21 protein-coding genes are annotated in these 26,792 nt (G+C 46.1%); 12 read left to right on the top strand and 9 right to left on the bottom strand.

Going from position 1 to position 26,792, the window contains the following annotated elements; genetic code table 11:
- The first annotated feature begins 57 nt into the window (after positions 1–57).
- Both HMPREF1548_RS15200 and HMPREF1548_RS15195 read left to right on the top strand, forming a co-directional pair.
- Entirely contained in the window at positions 58–603 is a 546-nt protein-coding gene (locus tag HMPREF1548_RS15200) for a GNAT family N-acetyltransferase (protein WP_021637165.1), read from the top strand.
- Between the two features lie 127 nt (positions 604–730).
- On the top strand, positions 731–3,061 hold the full coding sequence (locus HMPREF1548_RS15195; protein WP_021637164.1) for an alpha-L-arabinofuranosidase family protein: 2,331 nt from the start codon (positions 731–733) through the stop codon (positions 3,059–3,061).
- A gap of 6 nt (positions 3,062–3,067) precedes the next feature.
- On the opposite strand, the gene HMPREF1548_RS15190 is transcribed toward HMPREF1548_RS15195, so the two are convergent.
- The gene (locus HMPREF1548_RS15190) at positions 3,068–4,441 is read right to left on the bottom strand and encodes a response regulator transcription factor (RefSeq protein ID WP_021637163.1); all 1,374 of its coding nucleotides are present in this window, start codon (positions 4,439–4,441) and stop codon (positions 3,068–3,070) included.
- Positions 4,442–4,476: 35 nt separating this feature from the next.
- Complete coding sequence (locus HMPREF1548_RS15185) at positions 4,477–6,327, bottom strand: sensor histidine kinase (RefSeq protein ID WP_083492994.1); 1,851 nt, start codon at positions 6,325–6,327, stop codon at positions 4,477–4,479.
- Between the two features lie 279 nt (positions 6,328–6,606).
- On the opposite strand from HMPREF1548_RS15185, the gene HMPREF1548_RS15180 reads away from it, so the two are divergent.
- The 4 genes from HMPREF1548_RS15180 to HMPREF1548_RS15165 all read left to right on the top strand — a co-directional run bounded on the left by HMPREF1548_RS15180 (position 6,607) and on the right by HMPREF1548_RS15165 (position 11,852).
- A complete protein-coding gene (locus HMPREF1548_RS15180; RefSeq protein WP_021637158.1) occupies positions 6,607–8,043 on the top strand; it encodes a type 2 periplasmic-binding domain-containing protein in 1,437 nt (478 codons plus the stop codon).
- Positions 8,044–8,075: 32 nt separating this feature from the next.
- Entirely contained in the window at positions 8,076–9,821 is a 1,746-nt protein-coding gene (locus tag HMPREF1548_RS15175; protein ID WP_021637157.1) for a type 2 periplasmic-binding domain-containing protein, read from the top strand.
- A 144-nt stretch (positions 9,822–9,965) separates the two neighbouring features.
- Positions 9,966–10,913 carry an ABC transporter permease gene (locus tag HMPREF1548_RS15170; protein ID WP_021637156.1) on the top strand — a complete coding sequence of 316 codons (948 nt, stop codon included), beginning with the start codon at positions 9,966–9,968 and terminating at the stop codon, positions 10,911–10,913.
- A 12-nt stretch (positions 10,914–10,925) separates the two neighbouring features.
- On the top strand, positions 10,926–11,852 hold the full coding sequence (locus HMPREF1548_RS15165; protein WP_021637155.1) for a carbohydrate ABC transporter permease: 927 nt from the start codon (positions 10,926–10,928) through the stop codon (positions 11,850–11,852).
- Here the strand turns inward: HMPREF1548_RS15165 and HMPREF1548_RS15160 are convergent.
- Complete coding sequence (locus tag HMPREF1548_RS15160; protein ID WP_021637154.1) at positions 11,838–13,301, bottom strand: response regulator transcription factor; 1,464 nt, start codon at positions 13,299–13,301, stop codon at positions 11,838–11,840. The genes HMPREF1548_RS15165 and HMPREF1548_RS15160 overlap by 15 nt on opposite strands.
- Positions 13,302–13,342: 41 nt before the next feature.
- The gene (locus HMPREF1548_RS15155; RefSeq protein WP_021637153.1) at positions 13,343–15,085 is read right to left on the bottom strand and encodes a sensor histidine kinase; all 1,743 of its coding nucleotides are present in this window, start codon (positions 15,083–15,085) and stop codon (positions 13,343–13,345) included.
- Between the two features lie 323 nt (positions 15,086–15,408).
- On the opposite strand from HMPREF1548_RS15155, the gene HMPREF1548_RS15150 reads away from it, so the two are divergent.
- The 3 genes from HMPREF1548_RS15150 (at position 15,409) to HMPREF1548_RS15140 (ending at position 19,013) form a co-directional block, all read left to right on the top strand.
- Positions 15,409–16,362, top strand: a complete 954-nt coding sequence (locus tag HMPREF1548_RS15150) for an ABC transporter permease (RefSeq protein ID WP_021637152.1) — start codon at positions 15,409–15,411, stop codon at positions 16,360–16,362.
- A gap of 11 nt (positions 16,363–16,373) precedes the next feature.
- A complete protein-coding gene (locus HMPREF1548_RS15145) occupies positions 16,374–17,258 on the top strand; it encodes a carbohydrate ABC transporter permease (RefSeq protein ID WP_021637151.1) in 885 nt (294 codons plus the stop codon).
- A gap of 144 nt (positions 17,259–17,402) precedes the next feature.
- On the top strand, positions 17,403–19,013 hold the full coding sequence (locus HMPREF1548_RS15140) for an extracellular solute-binding protein (RefSeq protein WP_021637150.1): 1,611 nt from the start codon (positions 17,403–17,405) through the stop codon (positions 19,011–19,013).
- 306 nt (positions 19,014–19,319) lie between these two features.
- Here HMPREF1548_RS15140 and HMPREF1548_RS15135 read toward each other — a convergent pair whose 3' ends face one another.
- Both HMPREF1548_RS15135 and HMPREF1548_RS15130 read right to left on the bottom strand, forming a co-directional pair.
- On the bottom strand, positions 19,320–20,072 hold the full coding sequence (locus HMPREF1548_RS15135) for a nitroreductase family protein (RefSeq protein ID WP_021637148.1): 753 nt from the start codon (positions 20,070–20,072) through the stop codon (positions 19,320–19,322).
- Between the two features lie 64 nt (positions 20,073–20,136).
- Positions 20,137–20,805 carry a Crp/Fnr family transcriptional regulator gene (locus HMPREF1548_RS15130; RefSeq protein WP_021637147.1) on the bottom strand — a complete coding sequence of 223 codons (669 nt, stop codon included), beginning with the start codon at positions 20,803–20,805 and terminating at the stop codon, positions 20,137–20,139.
- 102 nt (positions 20,806–20,907) lie between these two features.
- Here HMPREF1548_RS15130 and HMPREF1548_RS15125 point away from each other — a divergent pair, with 102 nt between their 5' ends.
- From HMPREF1548_RS15125 to HMPREF1548_RS15115, 3 genes are read left to right on the top strand one after another with little or no spacing between them, the layout of a single operon-like run.
- Entirely contained in the window at positions 20,908–21,456 is a 549-nt protein-coding gene (locus HMPREF1548_RS15125; protein WP_021637146.1) for an ECF transporter S component, read from the top strand.
- A 2-nt stretch (positions 21,457–21,458) separates the two neighbouring features.
- Entirely contained in the window at positions 21,459–21,947 is a 489-nt protein-coding gene (locus HMPREF1548_RS15120; RefSeq protein WP_021637145.1) for a hypothetical protein, read from the top strand.
- Complete coding sequence (locus HMPREF1548_RS15115) at positions 21,944–22,477, top strand: permease (RefSeq protein WP_021637144.1); 534 nt, start codon at positions 21,944–21,946, stop codon at positions 22,475–22,477. The genes HMPREF1548_RS15120 and HMPREF1548_RS15115 overlap by 4 nt, the downstream gene beginning before the upstream one ends.
- Positions 22,478–22,800: 323 nt before the next feature.
- Here HMPREF1548_RS15115 and HMPREF1548_RS15105 read toward each other — a convergent pair whose 3' ends face one another.
- The 3 genes from HMPREF1548_RS15105 to HMPREF1548_RS15095 all read right to left on the bottom strand — a co-directional run bounded on the left by HMPREF1548_RS15105 (position 22,801) and on the right by HMPREF1548_RS15095 (position 26,682).
- Entirely contained in the window at positions 22,801–23,682 is an 882-nt protein-coding gene (locus HMPREF1548_RS15105) for a YitT family protein (protein ID WP_021637142.1), read from the bottom strand.
- Between the two features lie 414 nt (positions 23,683–24,096).
- On the bottom strand, positions 24,097–24,780 hold the full coding sequence (locus HMPREF1548_RS15100; protein ID WP_021637140.1) for a Crp/Fnr family transcriptional regulator: 684 nt from the start codon (positions 24,778–24,780) through the stop codon (positions 24,097–24,099).
- Positions 24,781–24,876: 96 nt separating this feature from the next.
- Positions 24,877–26,682 carry an aryl-sulfate sulfotransferase gene (locus HMPREF1548_RS15095; RefSeq protein WP_021637139.1) on the bottom strand — a complete coding sequence of 602 codons (1,806 nt, stop codon included), beginning with the start codon at positions 26,680–26,682 and terminating at the stop codon, positions 24,877–24,879.
- Positions 26,683–26,792: the final 110 nt, after the last annotated feature.

Below are 26,792 nucleotides of genomic sequence, written 5' to 3'. Positions count from 1 at the left end.
TGATATAATGAAAATGCCAAATAAGTCTGGAAACCAGAATTTTAGGAGGATTTACTTATGTTAATTGAAACGAAAAGATTGTTCATACGGGACTTGAGAAGAGAAGATGAAGTTTTTTTTGCTGAAATGGCGGCAGATGGCAGTTTAAATGATGTTGGCTTTGATAAAGACTGCTATAAATGGATAACGCAATGGAGGGCTGAGGCTGAAAAATTTGCGATTAGGGATAATCCGGCAATGGATTATCTAGCTTATGCGGTAATTTTAAAGAATGTAAATATTGCGGTCGGTGCAGTAGGGTGTTCCTATTATGAAGACCTTAATGAAATAGGTATTACCTATTTTATTGGCGCGCAATATAGGAACAACGGCTATGCAGTAGAAGCTGTGAAGGCATATACTGAATTTTTTTTCAATCATTATAAATTACATAAGATGATAGCGACGGTAAGAGATGAAAATGTATTCTCTTGGAAGGTAGTTGAAAAAGCAGGTTTTCTGTTGACCAAAAAGGATAAGTACAGGGACATAAATGATAGGGAAGAAAAAACGTATCGTTTCTATGAGATTACTGAGAAGATATTGGATGATTTTCACCTGTAAAATCACCAAAAAATTTACCAATAACCTAAAAAATATCCATGTTTATCAAATAAAAAATATCGTATGATTTTCCTGTGGAGAAATGTAACGCCAAAATAATCATGAGGCAAAGGAGCAGGCAAACATAATGCAAATCACTGTAAATGAAAAAAAGGAAACTGCAAAACTGGGAGATCTTTATGGGATTTTCTTTGAAGATATCAACCATGCGGCCGACGGAGGCCTGTATGCAGAGCTGGTGAGGAACCGCAGTTTTGAATTCTGTGAAATTGACAATAAAGAATACCATGCGCTGACCGCCTGGGAGAGGGTGCTTCCTGCGGATGCCAAAGGAACAATCACCATCCAGACAGGACATGCGGTGTGCTGTAAAAATCCGCACTATCTGGTACTGGATGCCATGGATCCCCTGGATGGGATCGGGGTAAGAAATGAAGGCTATAATCAGGGAATTCCTCTGGAAGCCGGGGAAAAATACTTATTTTCCTGTCATATCTCCTGTGACGGGCGTCCGCTGCAGATGGAGGTTTCCCTGGAAAGTGTGGATGGAAAGCTTTATCAGGCACAGCGTTTTTCCATAGAGAACAAGGATTGGGAGAAAATTGAGGCTGTATTTGACGCACCGGTTACGGATTATGGAGCCAGGCTGGGAATCTGGCTGAAAACCCCGGGACGGGTTTATATCGATAATGTATCGCTTTTCCCGGAAAAGACATTTATGGGCCGGAAAAACGGGGTGAGGAGGGATATTGCACGACTGCTTGCGGACATGCATCCTAAATTCATGCGTTTCCCGGGAGGATGCCTGATTCATGACGGTTCACTGAATCCTGAAGACAGAGATTCCATGTACCGTTGGAAAAATACGATCGGTCCTGTTATGGAACGTCCCTCCAGGAGAAATAACTGGGGATATAACCAGTCGCTGGGACTGGGATACTATGAGTTTTTTCAATTCTGTGAGGATATTGGCGCAAAGGCGCTTCCGGTACTTCCGGCAGGATATGATCCTCATCACAGAAGGGCTGCCTCTTTTGAACAGCTGGGGGAATGGGTACAGGATGCGCTGGATTTGATTGAATTTGCCAATGGCGCACCTTCCACCACCTGGGGGTCGCTCCGGGCGGAAATGGGGCATGAGGCGCCTTTTGGTCTGGAATATATCGGAATCGGCAATGAAGAGGTGGGAGAGGAATTTTTTGAACGATATCCTTATTTCCACAAAGCCATAAAAGCAAAATACCCGGAGGTAAAAATCATCAATACCGCAGGACCGGCCGCCGCAGGGGAGGCGTATCGGATGGGCTGGGAAAACGCGCGAGAGTATGGAGCGGATTTCATTGACGAACATTATTATCAGGCGCCGGAATGGTTTATTTCTAATCATCACCACTATGATGGCTATGGTAAGGAGCATACCAGGGTATTTCTGGGAGAATACGCTTCCAAGGATAATGCCTGGTACAATGCGCTGGCGGAAGCGAGCTATATGATCGGGCTGGAAAGAAATGCAGACAGCGTAGGACTCGCCTGTTATGCGCCCATGCTCTGCAACGCGGACTATGTCAACTGGCGGCCAAATATGATTTGGTATGATAATCACAGAGTGTATGCAACGGCCAATTATTATGTGCAGAAGCTGTTTATGAATCATCAGGGAGACACGGGGTTTGAGGTGCGCCTGAATACCCGGATGGCTGCGCAGCCGTTCCCTGTGACCAGGGGAAATAAAATTTATCTGGCACCCAATATGCGCAGGATGGACAGCATTATGGAATGTACGGAAATTGAGATCGAAACGAAAGACGGCGTTACAAGATGCAAGGATGTGCTGTTGAAGGCGGAGGAGAGCCCTGTGCTTTTGGGAGAAGCGCAGGGAAGCTATACCATACGCTTCCGTATGAAGCGTCTGAGTGGCTGGCTGGGTCTTGCGCTGTGGTTTGACTGTGCCGATGAGGCGAATAAGAGAAAGATTGAATACGGCGGCTGGGAAAACCAGAGCTGTACGCTGGAAGAGGATCTTAATGGAAGGAATTCCAATCTGGATTTGGGAAATTTCTGCGTGCGGACCGGCTTCGTCCATTCTGTAGAAGTACGGGTGGAGCCGCAGCGGATAGTGAACATCATTGACGGCAAAATCATGAATGACGCCCTCCTTCCGGAAGAGATTATTGAGCCGTTATACTGCACGGCGTCCAGAGAAGAAAGCAGCGGGGATATTATAGTCAAGGCGGTGAATTTAAGAGAAGATTCCTTTGAGGCCGGGATTGCGCTGACGGATGCCAGGATCAGGAGCGCGCGAGTTTATCATATGGACGGCTTCGGGCCGGATGACAGAAACAGCTTTGAGGATCCGGAAAAGGTGGCGCCAAAGGAGAATATGGCAGTGGTGGAGGACGGAGAAATCGTGTATACTTTTCCTGCGCAGTCGATAAATATATTCCGTTTGAAAGTGTGATGCCTTTCAGACCCCGAATCGGAATTGATTCGGGGTCTTTCCCGTTACCTTTTTAAATATTTTCATAAAATAAAAATAGTCACTGTAGCCCACTTTATTTGCCACCATTTCGATGGTATCGTCGGAGGAATTCAGGATTTCCTTAGCTTTATTGATTCTCAGGGCGGTCAGATATCTGGTAAAGGTTTCTCCTGTTTCTTTCTTAAATGCCTGACTTAAATAGCTGGAGTTAAAATTAAAACGCTCTGCCACCTGGCTGAGTGATATATCCCTGTTAAAATTTGCATTGATGTAAACCAGCATTTCCAGAAGATTGGAATTGCTGATATTCTGGCCGATATCCTTCTTATCCTTTACCTGGGACAGCTGGCTGATGAGACAGGACAATTCATTTTCAAAGGTCTGGAAACGCTGAACCAGATGCTCATAATAGTCAGGAAAATCATCCTCTTCTTTCAAAAGCCCGCTGTAGCGGATAGTATTATAAAGCTGTAGCGCGCCTTTAATAGAAAAAAGCTGCCGGTAACTGGGCGATTGAAGCTTTTGAAGCAGCTGCAGGACTCCGTCGGCATAGGGCGGAGAAACCTGAGAAAGAAGTTCGTTCAGGAAAGGCAGGGACATCTGGTCATCGTGTCCGAAACAGAGCTTCATTTCAGGAGTGATAAAATACTGGTAAGCCTGCCGCTGACACTGCCGGACTGCATGGTGCAGATCGGTGATGTCCACAGGCCCGGGCAGAGAGCCATACCCGTCAAAAGTATCCTGAAGGGCGGCCGCGGCGCCGGAAGAGATTCTGTCTTTCGTTATATAGGCCCACTGGGTATTGGAAAGGCGGATCCTCACCCCGTCATAAAGTTCTTCAGGAAGCGGCTTTGTCCCAGTGGTTACAGCTGTGCACACATTATCGGTGAAGATGCCGTGCTGAATCAGATATTTGCGGATGTTGGGGGTATCGTTTGTATAGATATATTCCAGAATACTGTCGTTTGAGAGTATATTTTTTTCGGAGCGCAGCTTTCCGATGGCTTTTAGCAGAAGCTGGATGATATCCTCGGTTTCCACAGGCTTAAGGCAGTAACCCAGCGCGCCGTAGGTGAGCGCCTTCTGGGCATAGGAAAATTCAGCATAGCCGCTCATGATAATAAGCTTTATGGACGGATATTGCTGGTACAGGATTTTGCTCAGTTCAAGTCCGCTGAGCTTCTGCATGCGGATATCCGTAATGACGATATCCACAGGCTTTCTGCGAATAATTTCAAGCGCCTGTTCTCCGTCGGCAGCAGTTCCAGCCAGTGATAATTCCAGCTCCTGCCAGTTGATGGTATTACTCAGTAGGGTCAGTACGGATTGTTCATCATCTACAATTAATACTTGAAACATGGTATCCTCCGTTAAAAATATTTTTGTACAGCAGTTCAGTTGTCTGAATCAGGGAGTATATGCGGAATAGTATTTTCGTATATGGAGGGCATAAGCAGTGTTACTACAGTGCCGTCGCCTTCCGTACTGTCAACCGTTACGCCGTAAGGGGAACCATACTGAAGGCGGATACGGGCGTGTACATTGATCAGTCCAATATGCTGGCTGGTATCATATATTTTGCTATCCAAAGCTTTTTTTATAGAAAGAAGCCTGTCAGCCGGTATGCCGATTCCGTTATCTCTGATGCATATGCTTAAATCCTTTCCGGTAAGAGAAGCGGATATGATGATTATGGAATGTCCCTGTTTGGGCTCAATTCCATGAAATACGGAATTTTCAACAAGAGGCTGGATAAGCATTTTCATAACATACAGCCGTTCCTGTTCCACAGGGGCATTGATGATAAAATCAAACCGTTGGTGAAACCGTGCATGCTGGATTTTCAAATAAGAACTTGTGATATCCAGTTCATTCTGGAGGGTGACAAAATCTTCGCCTTTCACACTATATCTTAAGATTTTGCCGATTGCAAGAGCGGTATCACTGATTTCCGTCATATTGTGTTCGGTGGCGGAGGCGCGGATCAATTCCAGGGAATTATAGATAAAATGAGGATTGATCTGACTTCTTAAATAGGAAAGCTCAGAAATTTTACGCTGAATTTCCGCTTCGTAAAGGGCATGGGATTTTTCCATGATTTCCGTGTTTAAATCGTGTATGGAATTAATCATATCCTCAAATTCCCTGCTGGTGTCCACGATTTCACGGCAGCCGTCGATCGCTAGAGGGGCTTTGATCTTTCTTATTTTTTCCTTCCGGATATAAATGATGGTCTCGCTGAGCTTTCGGAAGGGATTGATAAAGCTGCGTGTTATCAGCAGCCAGAACAGCAAAAGAAACAGAATACACAGAAAAACAATCACGAGTATCCGGGCAATATTCTGACGCATCTGGTAATTGAGCTCTTCCAATGCCACAGCGCCGGTCATATAGCAGTTCAGGGAGGGAAGGAACGCTGTCTGTATCCAGAATTTGGAGGTGGTTATGGTAAAACGTGAATTTTTACCGGCATCCTGTCCGGAAAGGTGAGAATCTGGCTGTTTCTCCCATACCTGGCTTATAATGGAACCGGAACTGCTGTTGGTGCAGTTAATGGGAGCAATACTCCCGCGTATCGGATCGTGGAGGATATAGAAGGTATCCTTGGAAGGGGTAAAAAAAGCGTTGGAAACGTCCACGGATATAAAGATACTTCCGATAGTGCGGGTGCGGTAGTTGATATTATAGCCAAAGGTAAGATGCGGTTTTACCGAGGCATTATAGAGGGAACCGCTGGTCAGCCCGAAGCAGTATACGCCGTTTTTATCCTGCATCTGCAGATACATATCGGTCAGTTCCTCTTCTTTATAGATATCGGACCAGTGAAGCAGATCATTTACCAGACTGATGTCGGTAATGTACGAATTTACCATAATGCTGGAGGTTATACTTTCCAGCATCTTTTCATAATCCGAGGAGGTAAGCTTACGGTAGGAATCCACTTCGAAAATATCAGCAAAAGTATTATTATACTGGAACTGCATGCACAGATTGGTAATGCTTGCCTGAATGGATGCAATATGTTCTTCAAATTCACTGATGCTGCCTGTGGTATACATATCTGTGTTGGCCATGTAGGTTTTATAGATGGAACGGTTGGTAAAAACACATAAAAAGGTCATAAAAATAAGAAGAAAGGCCATGCTGATCAGAAACTGGGTTTTGATGGAAAGATGTTTCAAAGCCGCACAACCTTTCCGGAAGGCGGGTAGTATTAAGTTTTTCATGTTTTTTTCTGACTTCATCCGGTACCCTCACTGTGAAAAGCTGGCCATATATATAAGGATTTTTCTGATTTTGGGGATGTCTTATTATAGCATGCAGCAGCTTGAGCCGAACATGCCTTTTTTTAGATGTACCTAAAAAAAATCCAGTGAAAGAAGATTATTTTCAGACGAAAAGGAAGAAATTTAGGTTTTTGGAAAAAAGGGGTAATTTAAATATATTTTCATTTCTTTTCACGGGCTATATAATGAGTACAGTCAAAGCCGTTCGGTAACTATTGCAATTGCAGGAGACTTAAAATGAAATTACATAAAATTCCCGTTCTTTTATGTGCGGCTATGGTATTGTTTGCCGGCTGCGCTCCCGGAAGTGAGCAGGAGGCCCTGCCGGGGAAAACTGACAGTGAAGAAGTGCTGGAGATTTCAGTGGCCTATTGGGATATCGGCATTCTGCTGGAGCAGAATGGAGAAAAAGTCAGGCAGCTGGAGAATGAGCTGAACATCCGGCTGGTGCCTGTGGATATGACGGCGGAAAACTACGACAGTAAATGCCGGATATGGGCGCAGACGAATACTTTTCCGGATGTTTTTGCAGGAAAATACCGGCTGAAACCGCAGTTTTGGCAATGGGCTAAGGAAGGCCTTCTCCATGAAATCCCGGAGGATCTGTCACGCTATCCTGCGCTTGCCGCCTGGTTTCAGAAGGAGGATGTGCAATCCTGCAGGATAGAGGATGCTCTGTATTGTATTCCGCTGGAAAGTTATTTTCCGCCGGAGAAGATGCAGCTGGAGCAGACTGTTTTATATCGCAGCGACCTTGCCGTACGTGCCGGGATATCCGAAGAACCGGAGGAATGGCAGGAATTCCGCAGGATGATAAAATATATCTGTGAAGCGGACAGCCAGGAAACGCAGATAAGGGGAATGGTGGCAGAATCCAGGGAGCTTTTTACAAGACTTTTCCTGCCTTATTATAATCCGCTGGCAGCTGTGGAAGGTGTGGGCTTTTTGTGGATCCAAACCGGTCCGTCAGATTATATGCCCGCTTACTTTAAGGGAGAGACTCCCGGCGCAGATATGCTTCCAGTATTCAGCCTGGCCCGCCTGATGTATGAGGAGGGCAGCATTGCGCAGGACGCGGCCTTTCTTTCAGAAAGTCAGGCTGTGGACAGTTTCCTTCACGGTAAGGCGGCGGCTCTTTGCGTTGAAGGAAGTTATCAGGAGGCTGCAGAGCGGCTGGCAGGTACATGGAAGGAAATAAACGGAGGCGAATTTTCACAGGATGTAAAGGCGCTGAAAGCCATGCCTTCTATGGATGGGAGAATATATAATCTCCCGCAGGAAATTTGCTGGAATGAACTGTATATCAGCAGCAGCGTGTCTGATGAAAAAATGGAACGCATACTCAAACTTTTGGACCGATTAATGAAAGAAGCCGGAGAAGACCGTTTCATTACCAATGAGAATGATATGGCCGTCTGTGATGCGGCCAGGCTAAAACAGGGCAGACAGGCGCAGGAGCTTCCATCTGAACCTTTATGCAGGCAACTGTATCTGGAATCAGGAGATGCTTTCGAAATTGAGGTGACGAAGGATCTGATGGATATCATGACGGGCAGCGAGCCAGTACAGGATATGTGGCAGGAACGTGTAGCGGAATATAAAAGAAATGGAATGGATGCCGTTATTTTAAAAGTGAACAGAGCGGTAAAGCTTTACAATATGGGACAAAAATGACAATGATTCAGCCTGTTTAAAAGGAGGCAGTTATGAAAAGAGAAAAGTTAATCGCAGTTATCAGCGCAATATGCCTGGCAGCAGGTCTTATGGCATGCGGCGGAGCCGATGAGACGGCCGTAAACAATGCATCGGAGAATACTCCCACAAGCCAGCAGGAACAGGCATCAAACGGAGAAGCCGTACAGGCCGATGCCGGAACCTGGCAGAATAATGGAGAGACGGTAAATCTGGAATGGTTTATGTCTGCGGGCGTGGTTCCCCAGACCTGGGATACGAATCAGTACGTTATGGGCCAGATAACTGAGAAAACCGGGGTAACCATATCTGCGGATATCCCTGCTGAGGACGCGGATACAAAGCTGAACCTGCTGATCGCAAGCGGACAGCTTCCGGATATTATCACGACTACAAATTCTACCTTAATAAAAGATATGATAGATGCTGATTTGGTATGGCCCCTTCAGGAGTTTTTTGAGACTTATCTTCCGGATTCCCATATTATTAACGATTCAAACGAGTCATTCCCTGAAGATATCAAGGAGCAGCTGATTTTACGCGACGGGGATTGGTATTCCTTCCCGAGCCATATTTTGTCCGCAGAAAACAGGGAGAAATGGGGATTGCCGGATGCAACCAGGGAGCTGTGGGAAAGCACGGATTATCGGAATAACGGCGGTGTTATTTTCAATAAAACCATCATGGATGAGCTTGGAATTACAGAAGAAGATGTATCTACGGAATCCGGCTTGCTGGAAGCATTTGAGAAAGTAAAGAATGCCGGTCTGGAAGTAAACGGCGGCAAGGTAACCATCCTGCTTGCAAACGGTAAAGCATATAATGGTACGGGTTGGCAGTGCGGAAATTGTGTGGCTACTCTTGCAAACTTTTTCGGAGCCATGCCTGTAGATGAAAATGGTACTTATCAGTCTCTTTACAGGACGGAGGGCTTCAGACATGCAATGAAGTTTTTAAACACCTGCGCAAAACAGGGCTATGTGGACGCCAATCAGTTTACTATGGATGATGCGGCAATTGAGGCTGAATGCAGAAGCGGCAGAGTTTTCTGTTTTATCGGTAATACGGCAAGTACAGGTTTCGCATTTGAAGGAGAATGGTTTACGCCCGGAGTTATCCTTTCTGACGGTGGAGAAACGCCTGTATTGGGAATTAACCAGAAAGTAACCACTGGTTGGCTGCAAAACTTTGTATCCAAAGATACAAAGAATCCGGAAGCAGTAGCAAGATTTATTGATTTTATGTCCAGTAAGGAAGGATTAATTCTGTGGAATTATGGTGAGCCGGAGATAGATTGGACCTATAATGAGGATAATCTGATCGTTCGTACGGAAGAAGGAACAGAAAAGTCTTCAAATGCGAATGTCACCGGCGTGGGTGCTTTCTGGGCATTCTGTAATCAAAATTTCGACCAGAGCATCATGGATCCTTCCAATGACGGAGGAATTGTTCCACAGTGTGCATACGGCAAAAATCCGGCTACATACGTATATGATAGCCAGGCCCTTTCGCTTCCCGGCGCATATATTGAAGGCAACGAAGAGATGAATACCATTACGGTGGAAATCAAAAATTATGTAACAAGACAGCTGGCAGATATCATACTTCATGCGGTGGATGAGGAAGATTTCAATGCCCGTATGCAGGAACTGACGGATCAGCTTGATAAGCTGGGGCTTGGAGAGCTGGAGGCATATATTGATGAAGCAGTGCAGGCTAATTATAAGGAGCTTGGAGTTGTACTGAAAGCTGTAAACTAAAACAGGTCCGGGCTGCATACTTGTAATGAAAAGGCAGTGGGAACATGGGCATATTTGAAAATTGCCGGAATGAATTTTTAAATATGCGCCGGACACTGCCTTTTCCGGGCCTTAACTGGTGGTATACCAGGGAAAGGATAAAAAATGGCCAAAGAAAAACGTGTAAAAAAAGCGGCTGCCATTGGAAGGGATTTCCGCACGCAGGCGGAGCTGCATGCAATGCTTCTGCCCGGTACCATATGTATCCTGCTGTTCAGCATTATCCCCTTATTTGGTTTACTTATTGCTTTTAAAAGTTTTAAAGCTTCCATGGGGTTTACAGGTATTTTTACAAGCCAGTGGAATAATTTCAAGAATTTTACTCAGGTATTCAGAAGTTCTCAGTTTCTTCCGATGATTAAGAATACGTTGGGGATTAACCTGATTGGCCAGACAATTAGTATTTTGGTCACCATAGGATTTGCTCTGCTGCTCAACGAGATCCGCAGCGTAAAAATGAAATCCCTTGTTCAGACAGTAACCTATATGCCGCATTTCTTAAGCTGGGTAGTATTCGGCGGTTTGTGCATCAACATTCTTTCTCCCAACGGAGGAATTGTAAATCTTATTTTAATGGGACTGAAAATTATTGAGAAGCCGATTATTTTCCTGGCAGAGCCACAGTATTTCTGGGCAATTGCAATTGTTACGGCACTGATAAAGGACTTGGGTTGGGGCGCAATTCTGTATCTTGCCGCGATTGCAGGCATTGATACGGGACTTTATGAAGCGGCTACCATTGACGGGGCCGGAAGGTGGCAGAAGATGAGGTATGTAACGGTTCCGGGGATTATGCCTACCATTATGATTATGCTTATTTTTGCGATTGCAGGTATGCTGAACAATAACTTTACACAGATTTATGTATTCCAGAATGTATTGAACCAGTCTGCCAGCCAGGTTATTGATACCTATGTTTATGAAATCGGCCTGCAGCAATTTCAGTTTGGTGTGGGTACGGCCGTTTCACTGATGAAATCCGTACTGGCGGTAATCCTGCTTGTCCTTGCGAATTTTGCTTCCAACAAATTGACGGACACAGGGCTATTTTAGGAGGGGCGTATTATGAGATATCACAAAAAAGCAGGCGATATGATTTTTTCGGCACTGAACGGATTGCTCATGATAATCCTGATGATCCTTGCCCTTTATCCTATTTATTATGCGGTGATTAATTCATTCAACAGTAGCGAAGCAATACTCAGAGGTTTTTCCATGATGTGGCCCGCGGATCCCACTGCGGACAGCTGGAAGACGGTATTCGGCGACAGCGCGCTGTGGAGAGCATTTCTGGTGACAGTGGTCCGAACGATAGTGGTTACCTTTTTTTCCCTGTTGATCACGTCCATGTTTGCTTATGCATGGTCCCGTCCGTATTTAAGAGGAAAGAAATTTTATACCGTAATCGGATTTGTCAGCATGTATTTCAGCGGAGGAATTATTCCATTTTTCCTGCTGATAAACGGCCTTGGACTATACAATAGTTTCTGGATTTATATCCTGCCGTCTTTGTTCGGCGGTTTTTACAATGTTATTATTTATAATACCAATTTTAAGGCTTTGCCCGCATCGCTTTTTGAATCAGCAAAACTGGATGGCGCCGGGGAAATCAATATTTTTACCCGCATTGTCATTCCTCTGTCCAAACCGGTGCTGGCCGCTATGTGTGTATTCAGCGCAGTAGGTATCTGGAATGACTATACCACGTCTTTGTATTATACCAATAGCCAGGATTTGCAGACACTGCAATATTATATACTGAAGCTGGTCAGAAGCTACAATGCCGCAGAGCAGCTTCAAAGTTCCGCAGCGGCAAGCGGTGCGGCAGCAATGAATCAGCTGGCCGCCATGAAAAACGGAAGCGGCACTGTCAATGCTAAAACAATTGAACTGGCCGCCATGGTAATCTCTGCAATTCCTATGATCGTGCTGTATCCTTTTGCACAGAAATTTTTTGTAAAGGGTCTGCTTGTAGGATCAATCAAGGAGTAGAGGGGAATTCCCCGAATTTTGCAGCCACTGCCGCGGACTTACGCCGAATTTCCCGCGGAATATTTTATGAAAATAAGAGGCAGAATGATAACCGCATCTTATGGCGATTTCCTCCAAAGAGAGGCCAGGATCCGCAGTCATCAGCTGACAGGCTTTCTGCATACGTACGTTTGTCAGATACTGAAGAAAGGTGATCCCGGTCTCTTTTTTGAAAATATAGCTCAGATAGCTGGGATTCACGGATACAAATTCAGCAACCTGTTCCAGGGCGATATCCTCCTGATAATGTTCAGCAATATAGGTTCTTGCAGCATCCACTTTGGAGGAATAGGCCTCCTGTTCCGCAGGAGTGAGGAGATCGTTCCCCAGGTTCTGGGATTTTTCCAGAAAGGCGGCAAGCGTCCTTTCGTTGACAACCGCTTTTACATGCGTCTGGTAAAGCTTCTGTATGGAGGCGGCGGGTAAATTGATATCGGCAATCATGATATAGGCGGACAGGGTTTCCGTAAATACCATCAGGAAATTATCTTCCGGAGCTTCTGCCGCAGCATAAATTTCATTTACATAGGCCGCCGCGCTTAATTCAAAGGTGATGACCCTGACGGCACTGGCGAGGGTATGCGCTGCAATTCTTTCCGCCGCGCGCGCCTTCGCAGCCTCGGATACCGGAAGAATTGACAAAAGCATATCGCACAACGCATTCTGATAATGTAAGGCAATCTGTTCAAGAAATGCCTGCTTTTCCCCATTCTGCTTTGTATCGGCAATGCCGGAGATGCTGCCGTCCAGCACATGGGCCAGGATCGCCCGGATATCCTCCGTCTGCAGCTTCACGGAATAATTAAGGAGGAAGATACTCCAGTTATTCTGGGAAAAAACGAATATCTGTTCAAAATAGCCGGCCAGGCGGCTCTTAGCTTCCCTGGCCCCGGAAGGGGATAGCCCTGCAACAAACAGTGAAAAATAAGGAAGATAGAGAAATTCCTCTGTTTCCTGTCCGGAAAATTCGGAATCATGGAAAAAATGACCCCGAAACAGCATCAGCCTGCACTTCATCAGAGTATTTTTAATGCGGGCCTTTTTTTCCTCGTCTATTTGCTTGAGACGCCGGATTAAATAAAGCTTATCCACCGGCTTCAGAAGATAATCATCCACATGAAGCTTCAGCGCACGTTTCAGATATTCATTTTCCTCATATCCGCTGACGATGATAAACCTGCATAAAGGAATCGTAACAGAAAGACGTTCCAGCATGGTAAGACCGTCAATCTCGGGCATATTAATATCCGCGATAATAACATCCGGCGTCCAGCCCTCCGCCTTTTCATAGGCGTCCACCGCATCGATTGCGGTTCTGATTTCAAGTGACACCTCTTTCTGATCACGCAGAACGATTTCCAGACCTTTTAAAACAATATATTCATCATCAACCAGCAATAGCTTCAGCATTTCCGCTCCTGTCCGCGCGCAGGTGCCGCGCCTGAATTTTCCTAAAAACCATTATAATGTTTACAGATCCGCACGCTGCATACCGTAAGGACATTTTCCTCGCTGTCAATGTCCAGCCGGTAGTCCCCGCCGTAAAACAGCCTGAGACGGTCGTTGATATTAAAAATACCGCGGCCGTTATTTTCACTCGTCATGGTATCCCGTTCCCTGGGATGCTCCAGCAGGTAGCGAAGATGGGCGAGCCTTTCCGGAGGGATGCCGGGGCCGGTATTTTTGACTGTGATGATAAGATCATCCCCGTCTTTTTTCAGGATTACGGCCGCCTGAATAAAGCTTCTGCATTTGCTCACATTATGGGAAAATACATTTTCCACCATATTAAAAAGGGCAAATTTGGGACAGCGCCATTTGTCGTCCAGTTCGCAGATATCCCAGCTGATTTCGAAACGGTTTACCAGCCTTTTTTCCTGGATGGAAACATACTGCCGCGTCATTTCTATTTCCCTGGACACCGGGACCAGATACTCCCTGGAAAGGGAATAACGCATCAGGTTGCCGAAGGAATATGCGATATCGGATATCAGCTCCTGATGATTGGCTTCCGCTATCATGCGGATGCTTTCCAGCGTGCCATAAAAGAAGTGGGGATTGAGCTGGTTCTGCAGGGCCTCTATCTGTGCATTTTTCAACTGTATTTCATTATTCAGCAGGCTTTCGGACAGCTCATTGATCCTCTCGGACATCCGGTTGAAGGAAAGAATCAGATCCCCGGTTTCATCCCTGGAAATTTTCCCGGGATAAAGGGAAAGGGTGTGGCTGTTCTGACGGTTCATATGTTCGGAAAGCCTTACAATGTTTTTCAGCGGTTTGAATATGAGGCAGAAGATAATAATGCTGGCGCTGCCAAGAATCAGAACCGATATGGCCAGGCTGAGCAAAAACGGCTGATAGGAAAAAATATTTCCTGTTTCCGGCGTCACCCTTATTACGTGGAAAATGCCGTTATCCAAAGAAATCGCGCTGATGATGCTGCGGCTTTTCCCGTCCAGGATGACCTGAGGGGCATCGGCCTGCGTCTGGGCAAGGAGCTGCTGCTCATGGGCTTCCAGGCACGCAGATGCTTCCGGCGCGTCATTGCTCCGGTAGATGGGGCGGCCGTTCAGGAATACGTAAACGGAAGACTCCGGGCTGTCCGCTTCGCAGGAGCTGAAAATATTATGGTTGTAACTCAGCTTTACAATACCGGGAAAGGCCGCCGACGGCGGATTGGAAAAGCCAATATAAAAGGAAAAGCCGGCGCCGTCCTTTTCTTCCTCTGCTTTCCAGAAACCGTCAATCAGTTCCGCCTGGAAATCTTCATACACAGGACAGGCTGACATCGGTTCAAAATAATTCAGGATATTTGCGGCATTGGTATTCTGTGTGTATAGGGTGATGCCGCTGATATTGGAATCATATAAAAAAATACTGCTGATCAGGGAATAGAGCTGGCTGTTATAAACATAGACAATTTCCCTTTCGGAAGCATAGATACCCTTTAGCAAAGACTGAAGTTCATAATTAGACTTTAGTTGATTAAAGTAGTTGGAAGAACTGTTCAGTTGGCTTTCCAGATAGTTCTGTTCGATGATTAAAGAGTTCTTTTTACCGGTGATATAGTCCCTTGTCCTTTGATGGCTGTGATAAGAATAAATCATACTGCTTAATAGCATAATGGGTATAAAAACAGCCAGAAGATAACATATGATAAAACGGTTCTGAAGCCTGGTAATATTTGGAAACAAAATAGTCCTCCTTTTTTTGCGGGTTCTCTAATCATTATCTAAAAAATTATTATAAAAAACAATACATACAGATAAAATCAGGTATGTAAATTTTTTGGGTTTGTGTACGATTTTTGTTTTTGTTCTCCTAAAAAGCTCTATTTGTAATAAAAACCAAAAATCTTTCAGTTAAATATAAATTTTATTTATAAAAGTTATTGTGTATAAAGAAATGTAAGTTTTTGGCTAAAAAACATACGATATGCATGAAAAGGATGCAGTGATACAATACACCCATGAAATAAAAGAAAAACAATAAAGAAAAAGGGAGGAGACAGGCAGAGATGAATAAGGGACGAACGGTGAAAAGGGCCGTGAAGCGTTTCGGCAGACAGATAGAGCTGCAGGTATTTGCGCTGGCCGGAGTCTTGTATTTGCTGGTTTTTTCAGTAATACCCATGTTCGGGATCATTCTGGCGTTCAAGTCGTATAAGCTGACCTCGGGGGTCGGAGGGATATTTACCAGCGAATGGGTGGGATTGAAATATTTTAAGGAATTCTTTACAGATTACCGTTTTGGAGAGCTTCTGAGGAATACCATAGCAATCAGTACGCTGAAGATGGTGTTTGCATTTCCGGTTCCGATAATTCTGGCAATTTTGATATCTGAATGTCATAATAAATTCTTTAAGAAAACGGTGCAGACGGTAAGCTACCTGCCCAATTTTATATCCTGGGTGCTTGTATATGGTATCAGCAGTGCCCTGTTTGCGCAGAATAATGGAGTCCTGAACCAGCTTCTGGTAAATGCAGGTATCATATCCAAAGGGATTCCCCTTCTTACGGACCCGGATTATTTCTGGGGAATGACGGTGGTTCTTTCAATCTGGAAAAGCTCCGGCTGGTGGGCAATCATTTTTCTGGCGGCTATTTCGGGAATTGACAGTACGCTTTATGAAGCTGCCAGCATTGACGGGGCCGGAAGGCTGAAACGGATTTGGCATATTACCCTGCCGGGAATAAAGGGGGCGATTGTCACCGTCCTGATTTTATCCATTGGAAGCTTCCTGGGAGGCGGTATGGTGGGATCCAACTTTGAACAGTCATTTTTGATGGGGAATACGGTGAATAACGCTGCCTCTGAAATTATCCAGACCTATGCCTTTAAAATGGGAATGGCGCAGGGACGCTTCTCTTATGCAACAGCAGTAGATCTGATACAGTCACTTATTTCAATTATCCTGGTGATCATCAGCAATCAGGTAGCCAAAAAAGTATCAGGTGAAGGCCTGTTTTAGGAGGTGGGAGTATGAAGGGCAAAATAAATGAAGATAAAGTGGTAAATGTGATAGTATACATACTTCTTGCTTTTATCGGGATTGTTACATTATATCCTTTTTATTACACAATCATATGCTCCTTTAATGACGGGCTTGATTTAATGAAAGGCGGCGTTTACCTGTGGCCCAGAAAATTTACGCTGTCCAATTATGAACTGTTTATCGGAGATGAAGGATGGAGGCATGCTTTTTTTATTTCCGTGGCGAGGACGGTAGTGGGAACTGTATTATGTACGGGCTTTACCAGTATGTTCAGCTATGCGCTGTCGAGAAATAATCTGATGTTTAAAAAGGGGTACAGGTTCCTTGTCATATTCACCATGTATTTTTCCGGCGGACTGATTCCTTATTATGTGCTGCTCAGAAGTCTGGGGCTTCTGAATACCTTTTGGGTATATGTGGTTCCCGGGATGGTGAATACTTTTTTTGTCATGACAGGTATTAATTTTTTCGCATCCATTCCGGAATCTATGATTGAGGCGGCCAAGATTGACGGGGCAAGGGAAATTAAGGTGCTTACGAAGATCGTGCTCCCCGTTTCCAAACCCTTTCTGGCTACGCTGGCTTTGTTCGCCGCAGTGGGCCAGTGGAACAGCTGGCTGGACTCGGCGTACTATGTGAGGGATGCAAGTCTGCAGACACTTTCCTTTAAAATGATGACCACAATTAACCAGACGCTGGCAACAGCGGCCAATGCAGATGTGGCCGGACAGATGTCACAGGCGAATACAGCTACGTCATTTACCGTACAGGCCACGGCTATGGCAGTATCAATGATTCCCATCATGTGTGTATATCCGTTTTTACAGAAATATTTTGTACAGGGTATGATGATTGGGGCGGTCAAGGAATAGACTGGTTAGTTTTTGAAATTTCATGGAGGAAAATTCTCTGCGCAGACAGAGTTTGTATTTTACTCCGTAAAACAAGATGGGTAGCATCCTGACCGGGTGTCAGGAAAATTAACCATAAATATATTGTAGCAGGAGGATGAGTGTATGAAATGTAAAAAAGTATTAGCAGTTCTGCTGACTGCTGCCATGACAATGTCTTTGGCGGCATGCGGCGGTTCACAGGAGACGCAAAACGAGGTGAGTACCACGGGGGGAGGGAAGGAAACCACAGCGACCGAAGCATCGGTTCAGGAGACGGATGGCCGTGCGGATGCCGGAGATGTTCCCACATTAACCTTATTTGTGGACGAAACATGGTGGCCTTATGATAAGTGGGAAGGTGCGGTGCCTGAAGAATTTGAAAAGAGACTGGGGGTAAATATTGAAGTAACCAGGGCGGCAGATAACAATCAGCTGTCATTAATGGTGGCTTCCGGGGATATGCCTGACATTATCTGCTCCGGCCGGTATCAGTATCTTGCGGATTCCCAGGTATGCTATCCTTTGGATGAGCTTCATGAAACTTATCCTGAGGTTGCATTTGAAGTAGATCCGGTATATCAGTTTGTAAATAAGGCGGCTGATGACCATTATTATACCATTGGATGTGGTTTTTCCCCCAGCGGCGCTTATTCGGAATATGATAAAATTTTGACGGAAGGCCCTGGTTTCATGTACAGGACGGATATTGCAGAAGAACTGGGACTGGAATTCAAGACACTGGACGATTTGGATGCAGCGTTTGAAAAGGTGGCGCAGTCTTATCCCGATTATACGGTATGCTCTTTTAACTGCGCACATAAATTTAACTGGTTGATGCAGCAGATGGGAGTAAAAAACGGCGGCTTCTATGAAGCGGAGGACGGCAGCCTGAAATGGTGGCTTCGTCAGGATAAGCTGCTGGACTTTTATAAAAAGGTAAATGAGTGGTACAGAAAAGGTTATTTGAGTGCGGAAAATTTTGCATATCAGTCCGAAGACGAAACAAAGGAAATCTGTGTAGGCGGTAAGGTATTTGCTAATTTTGGATATGATAACCATGCAGATAATTACAATACGGCAATTGCCGCCAACGGAGATGATTTTACATTTTCTCTGGTTACCTCGGAACTGAGTGATGATTGTGTGGCCTATGATACCGGCTGTGGCGGCCGTGGTCTTTATATCACTCGTTCCTGCAAGGATGTGGAGGCTGCATATAAATTATTGGCCTATGCCTATGGCGAAGAAGGAATGAAGCTGTTAATGTGGGGAATTGAAGGGGAAGACTATACTGTTGACAGTGAAGGTTATCCTGATTTTACATATGATTTTCAGGGGGACAACACGGTTCTTCAGCCCAGAGGTCTGAAATACTGGGGATGGCTGGTACACAATGCGATTGTAACCAGTATTGCGGAAGCAAACTCCGAATCACAGACAGCGCAGGACAGAAAAAATCTGACTGCATATGTCAAGAGGAATCCCGTTATCGGAATGATCCGGTTTGTAACAGATTCCGATGAGGCAAATATCAATGCCAAGCTGGATGAGATGGTAAAGAATCAGCAGACCAATATTTTTATGGCGGAAACCGAAGAGGCCTGTGAAGAAGCATTCCGGGAAATGGTTCAGCAGGCGGAGCAGATTGGTATGGACAGGCTGGAGGAGTTTGGCAATCAGAACTATCCGGAACTGAAGAAGCAGTATGATGAAATAATTGTAAAAGCAGAATAGTAAAAAGTATCAGGGAAGCAGAAACCAAGCTGCTTCCCTGATATTTTGGTCTTTAAGTATGATTATTGATGTTTTGCGCATTTACCCTGGTCACAATAAGGCCCTCAATAATTTCTTCCGCCCGCTTGTGTGGTGGATTCTTTTATCCAGCCATAGGATTGTTTCACTTTTCGGGAAAAACAAGACTGTCGTTATCTTTCTCTATGAAAGAATTGGTTTCCGCAATATATTTCATCCTTTTCCTGTATTGGTATGTCTGTTCAATGACTGCAATTAATTGCATTTCGCAGGCGGCTAATATCTCTGTCATCCTATAAGATATACCGCAGCCAACGTCATTTCCGCACTGTCATCATCTGCATCAGCAAAAAGAGCCCTTTCAAATCTGAGCCCCTCATGCGCCAGGCATAGTTCAAGAAACAACAGGAAAATCCCCATATCAATCCTGTTATAATACGCCACCTTGGCGGCAGGCATAATTCCCCGCTTTCCCGGCTGCTTATAACGGTATACGGTCAGTTTGTTTTCCTCTGCCACAACCTTCCAGGGCTGCGTATTGCAGGCGCTGGGCGCAAATCTTACAATATTACCAATCTCCTGATAGCAGTTTCCTTTCCATATCTGTTCCAGGGGTTTCCTTTTGCTCTTAAACATATCCTTCCGGAATTTGCTTTCCTCCACTCTGGCAATTGCTATCATAATAACAAAATCCAGCCCGTTGTAATTCCCGGCATCTGCTTTGCCGATCCCAAACCACAGGGCGCCGATGTTAAGAGAGGCCAGGTATAAATCAAGCTGCTCCCCGATATAACCGATATTGCGGAGATAATCCCCTTTCTTTTCACTGTAAAGCAGGATACAATACTCCTCTCCACGCTTACAGGACGTTTCCTCTGCGGGCACAATCTGGAAAGCTGTTTTTATACCTTCATCCAATGACTTAAAATTTTTAATATTTTCTTCGATATTTCTTAACTCTATATCCGATATGGTCTGTCTGTCCTTAAAAATATGAAACGACTTTCTTTTAAATATCATCTGATACCATAAATCATCCATCCTTTTACCCTCCTGAAACCAGAATAGTTTAATTTAAAATTATTTACAAGAACAATTATAAAAATTAATTATTGTATTTCAGCCTGAAATTGTTCAGATGATAATCGATCAGTCCATCTCGTTTCATATTAGACAACTCCCTGGAAAGTGCGCTGCGTTCAATATTCAGATATTCGGACATCGCATTCCGGTTGAGCGGAATTTGAAAGGAGGTACTTTTTTGTTCATGTGATATGCGCAATAGATAGGTCATAATTTTTTCGCGGACTGTGGACTTCAGAAGACAGTCAATACGCTCATGTAGAACAAGTCCCTTTTGGGCGACGATGGAAATGTAATTTCTCAACAGCCTGTCATGCTTTGGACATGCCTTTATACAAGGGGCAAGGACACGGTCATACGGGATCATCAGCACGGAAACATCGTCCTGCGCCTGTATGGAAACAGGGCTTTCCTTTTCCGGCTGTGCAGCCAGAAGTACACCGATTTCGCTCCCCTTTTCAAGCAGGGTCAGTATAATTACCCGGCCTGAGGTGTCCCATTTTATGGAATGGGCGTGCCCGGATAAAATAATGCCGAACTTGCGGACCCGGCTGCCTTCCTCCAGGATCATTTCACCGCTGGCATATTGGACCCGCCTTGCCTGAAGGCAGTTGAGAAGCTCCGCTATTTCTCCCGGCTCAATACCGGAAAATAAGTTCATCTGCGCTAAATCTTCCAAATATTCATTCACTGCTTTACCTCTTCCTTCTTCTTCATTTGTTGCAGGTGCAACAGGTGATTTGACTGAATTATAGTATAGTAATTACAAACAAACAAGGAAAAGGTGAAAAATATGGAACAGAAAAACAGAATACTCCGGATTACGCGTACGGCGGTTTTAATCGCTTTGCTGGTCGTATTGCAGGCGGCTTTGATGCCGTTGAACAATTCCCTGATTACCGGTTCAATCGTTAACCTGGTGCTTATCATTTCAGTAATGACCTGCGGCCTTTCATCGGGGCTGTGCGTCGCGGCAGTTTCACCGGTGGTTGCACGGCTTTTCGGGATCGGGCCGCTTTGGAGTCTGATTCCGTTTATTGCAGCAGGAAATGCAGCGCTTGTGGTGCTTTGGCATTTCATAGGAAACCGCAGCATAGGCGGAAAAAAGTACAAAGCCCGTCTGGCTGCGCTGTTCACCGCTGCATTTGCCAAATTTCTGGTATTGTATGTGGGAATCGTACGGATTGCCATACCTGTATTTTTAGGCCTGCCGGAAAAACAGGCGGCGGTCATTTCAAATATGTTTTCAATTCCGCAGCTTATCACAGCTTTGACAGGCGGGACATTCGCGTTCTTCCTGATTCCGCGGTTAAAAAAAGCGATTGGGGGAGAAAAAGGATAAAAATGGACAATTTATTTACTTATTCCCTGTACGGCGTGACAGCTGTTTTGCTTACTATATCTTATGTAAAAGACAGGAATAAAACCATGCTATCCCTCAAAAGAGCCTGGAAAATGTTTATCAATGTGCTGCCGCAATTTATTTCGATTCTTTTTCTGGCAGGGCTTTTGCTGGCGGCAGTTTCACCTGAAACAATTCAATACGTCATAGGCGCACAAAGCGGCTTTCGCGGTATGCTGACCGCAGCGTTGCTTGGCGCGGTAACGCTGGTGCCTGTCTTGGTGGCCTTCCCTGTCGCCGCCAGGCTGTTGCAAAACGGTGCAGGGGTCACACAGACAGCGGTTTTTATTTCCACGCTCACCATGGTTGGGTTTGTGACTCTGCCGATGGAAATCAAATATCTGGGAAAAAAGGCCGCGGTGCTTCGTAATGCGCTTGCATTTTTATTTTCTTTTGCCGCAGCCTTTCTTATTGGAGTGCTGCTGACATGAAAAAACTTCTGAAAAAGAATTGGCTGCTCTCCGTGGTGGCCGTCATTAATATAATCATGCTGGTTTGGCAGCCGCAGAGAGAAATTTCCGTCCTGCGTTTCACCGGCAAAAACTTTTTGAACTTCCTGTTCATGCTCACTCCCATTTTTATCTGTATCGGACTGCTGGACGTCTGGATCGAGAGGGATTCCATGGTAAAAATCATGGGAGTAAGGTCCGGCTTCAGAGGGGCGCTTACCGCGTTGCTGTCAGGGATGGTGACGGCCGTTCCTCTGTATGCGCTTTTGCCTGTGGCAGGCGTTTTACTCAAAAAGGGAAGCAGGGTTTCTAATGTGATTCTGTTCCTGTGCGCCAGTTCAAGTATCCGTATACCGTTGCTGTTGTTTGAAATTTCCTCTTTTGGCTGGCGTTTTACCTTTGTGCGGTTTGGACTGAATATCTTTGTGGTGGCCGCGATTGCTTTTATCACGGAAAAGCTGTTGACGGACGAAGATAAAAATGAGATTTTCAGAAAAAACGAGGAACTATGAAGCAAAACGAGTTCCTCTTTGCCTCTGCCGATTAACACCCCGCATATCATGCTCAGGAGGATGTAATAAACCGCGATGGCCCCAAACCGCGGAAGAGGAGTACAGCCATCTGGCGGCCAGCTTAAAACCGGCATAAACCGGATTGATTCCCAGATCCTGGCAAAGAGATACGGTTCTCCGGAAAGCCAGATCATTCTGACGCAGATGTACTGCCGGATGTTCGCTAACTCTTTGTACGATCCCGATATGCAGTAGGCCGGTTTTACCGCGCCTCAGAAGTTACTGAATCCACGGGCATTTCATTGCGCCGGAAATTTCCCTGTTTATTTGTTCTGGGTATCCTTGCGGTAGAGCTTGCTCAGGGTAAAGCCCCTTCCCCGCACTTCATTGATTTGGCTGACAATCATAAAAGCCTCCGGGTCCACCTCCAGAACCAGCTGGTTCACTTTAGGCAGATCACGGTTTGAGATCACGGCCAGCACCATATTCTGTTCCTGATGCAGAAAACCGGTTTCCATGTGAAGCAGCGAAGTTCCGCAGTCAATTTTTTCTGCCAGCAGCCGGTTGATGGCGTCGTGTTCACGGCTGACGATTTTGACCTGCATTCTGGCCCCGCCCAACATCAGAACCTTGTCAAGCACCAGGGTGTAAACAGCGATCAAAAGGATACCGTACAGGATGGATCCTGCGTCGGAGGCGGACATCTGGAGCGCCAGGATAATGCAGTCACACAGATAAATGACAGCCGAAACATTGATATTTTTCTTCTTTTTCAGTATCAGCGCTGGAATATCCATCCCTCCCGTAGAGGCGCCCGCCCGCATAACCACACCGATTCCGGCGCCGATGAGAAGCCCGGCATAGAGAACCGCCACCAGCCGTTCCTCAGTCACAAAGCCAGTTATGCCGGCGCCCTCCAGCAGCCCTAAAAGGAGAGGATAGATTACGGTACTGAGCACCGTAGTCAGTGCAAACTGTTTTCCAAGCACCCACGCGCCGAGCAGGAACATAGTGATATTGAACACCGATACAAAGGCGCTGACGGGAATCCCGGCCGTCCGGTAAAAGAACAGCGCCAGTCCGGTAGTGCCTCCTGTAATCAGGTGGTTCGGCATGATAAAAAGTGTTACCGCCAGTGCGTACAGAAGGTTGCCGAAGATAATCATACCCAGCTTTTCCGCCGCATTCATCCATTTTTTCTGCATTTCATTACTCCTTTTTCACTCTACCACAGTAAAATTTCCAATAAAAAAACGGCAGGAAGCCTGCCGCCGGTCATGTCTGTTTATTTGTGGATTTTTGTGGGCCGCAGCCCTTTTTGTTTTCCTGTACATTTATATCTGTCCTTTTTTCCGGCCAAAGCAATGGTACAGCACTTTGATCCGAAGTTATGCTAACACCATTTCCTGCAGGTGTCAAGGGAAGGTTAACTTCCCTGTTGTTAACTTCCCCATAAAACCTTCGTCATAAAACTTGGCTGTGTGGATTATTGTCTCCGGTGCATGATGGCTTACATTATAAAAAACAGTGCTGAGTGGAAGGCCGCCCAGGGGAACCTGTCAGCAGTATTTTCAGGTGAGGACCGTTTTTAATAGGAATTGCCTGACATAGCTGCCCGATCAGAGCAGCTCCTTCAGCCGTTCCCCCTCCACATGGAGCAATCTTTCCTTATCCAGCCGGAAATAGCCTTCCCGTTCCATCTGTTTTAGCTCCTGGTTCAGGGAAGAACGGTTGACATGGAGCATATTGGCGAAAATCCGCTGGGAGCGGGGCATATGAACCTCCTGCTCCTGTCTGGCTTCTATTTTCCGGACGCCCATGATCCAGTAAGCAATGCGCTCCCGGACGGTCTGGTAATTCAGGCAGTTTAAATACAGCTGGTTTTTCAGCCCCCGCTGGGAGACATAGCATAAAAGCGCGCTTACCAGTCCGGCATCCGCAGACAGCATTTCCTCCAGAAGAAAAATGGGAATCCACAGTACCTCCGCCCTTTTCTCCACGTATAGCAGGTAAGTATAATGCCGGTTGCCTGTAAGATACAGGAATTCCGGGAAAACATCCTCTTCTTCAAAATAGGCGTTGCACAGCTCCTCGCCGTCCCTGGAGTAGCTGACCGCTTTCAGTATTCCGGATACCACAATGCCGAAGTGGGTGATGGTATCTCCCTCCGACTGTACACATTCCCCGGCCCGGTAAGTTTTTTTTGTGAAATGGGTACGCAAATCCTCATATCGGCTGTCGCTGATGCAGAACTGGGCAAAAGAGGGCAGGTTCTCATTTTGTAAAAAGCTGATGTTATGCATATAATGTCCACCTCAAAAAAAGGCCATAAGAAAGAACTGCATGAGCAGCTCCTTCTTATGGCTTTATGAAACAGCGGATGTATGAAAACAGTATAATTATACGTATTTATCCAGAATATCGCACAGATCGTCGTAATCCTTTTCCCCGTTGAAACGGACGGCCTCAGCGCCGTCCCTGTAGACGGCAACCACCGGGATTCCGCCGATATGACAGGCCTGCGTCAGATCCGGATTGGCATCCACATCCACATAGCGCACCGCATATTTACCGGCGTATTCTTCTTTCAGGGCCTCCTCAAGGACAGGGTGCAGCGCCTTGCAGTGAGTGCAGCGTTCGGCGCCGAACAGCACCAGCACCGGCATACCCTTTACCTTCAACACATCCGTATCCCAGTTTGCATGGGTTACAGGAAGGAAGAAGTCCTTATCCACGGAAAATACCTTTTCCCGTTTTGTTACATCCTCTTCGTCGTCAGTAGCGACACACAGAGCCACATCTTCATAATACGGCAGCGTGCCGGGAACATCAACTACTTTTTTCGCTCCGAAGGCGCCTGCCCCGGGAACGCGGTAGGTGCTGTTGTCGATGCGGGGGATGGGGATCTCCTGTGGTTCCGGCTCCATAGGGACGTAGCTGTAGGGATAACGGTAGGCCCTGTAAATCATGTTGCTTTTGGGCCCTTTTGTATTGTGGCTGTAATAAGGGGAAATCCATTCCCAGACGATCTCATGCGCCGGTGTCACTTCGATGACACGGCCGTCGGAGCCTTCGTCAACCATGGTATTCCCGTTGGGAAGACGCTGGACGCTGCTAACATAAGGGCTGTAGAATTTACTGGCGTCCGTGGGGATTGCATGGCCCAGCTCCTTGGGGGTGAGCTTCCACACCACTTCCAGTGTTATCGGATCAAATTCCAGGACACGGCTGTAATCGCGTTGCGCATTTTTCGCGCCGAGGGCAGAACCGGGATTGGGCATGCCATAGCCGGCCCAACCGCCGTTGTCGAATACCAGCAGGTTGCCTTCCCCGGGCAGGCCTTTGGGGATCATGTGAAAATGATGCTGGCCGATGATCCAGCCCAGCTTGCGAAGCTCCGGTGAGGCATTGAAGTCCGGCCCGATTTTCCAAACCAGCTTTCCGCTGGCTTTGTCCAGGATTGCCAGGATGTTCGCTTCCCGGCAGTCGAAAATAATGTTGTCCGGATGGAAACGGCTGTCGCCCTGATCGTACCATTTATTTGGCCCAAGATAGCTTGCGCAGTTCACATGCAGATAATCGCCTACGCCGCCGTCCGAGGAGCGCATATTCGGATCGCGGAAGAGTACATTTTTCGCTGCCTCGTCAAAACCCAGTTCCTCAAAATGATCGCTGATGGACCATTTCCAGAGGATATTCCCTTCCCAGTCCACTTCAATCATCATGTCATCCAGAAGTTTTTTATCGGAAATCAGCGGATTGCGGATGGTCTGATGACATAAAATCAGGGTTTTCCCGCCCAGCGGATTGGCATCCATACCGGGTACATAGTAGCCCACCGGGTTGCCCTCCCGCTGGTAATCGTGATGCTGCCTTGCCATCCAGCGGTGATCACGGCCGGGATCATCAATTTCCTCCAGGTGGTCAAATTCCCAAACAATGTTGCCGTCATAGTCGATTTCCAGCAGATTTACACCGTCCTGCATGCCGTAATCCGGGTGGCGGTAGCCGGAAAGCCCCATCACATAGCCGCCCGGCAACATTTTCGCAGGCATGGCCTGCATATTCCAGCGGCGGATTTCGTTGCCGTTCATATCAAACAGCAGGACACCGTCATTAATCAGCGGAACCAGAGTATATCCGTTCCAGCATTTTTCAGGATCATAAACCGTGACCCCATGCGGAAAAACAAGTGGCTGACCCATTATAAATTCCTCCTGTCCATAGATTTTGCAGAAATTATCTGCATCTGTAAGTTATAGTTGTTTATTCCCGCGAGCAACGGGCCAAGTAGCCATGCTTGCATGGATATTTG

The sequence above is a fragment of the Clostridium sp. KLE 1755 genome (assembly GCF_000466465.2).
Lineage (GTDB): Bacteria > Bacillota > Clostridia > Lachnospirales > Lachnospiraceae > Eisenbergiella > Eisenbergiella porci.
Note: the sequence above shows the minus strand (reverse complement) of the source record. Positions and strands in the feature narration are given on the sequence as shown.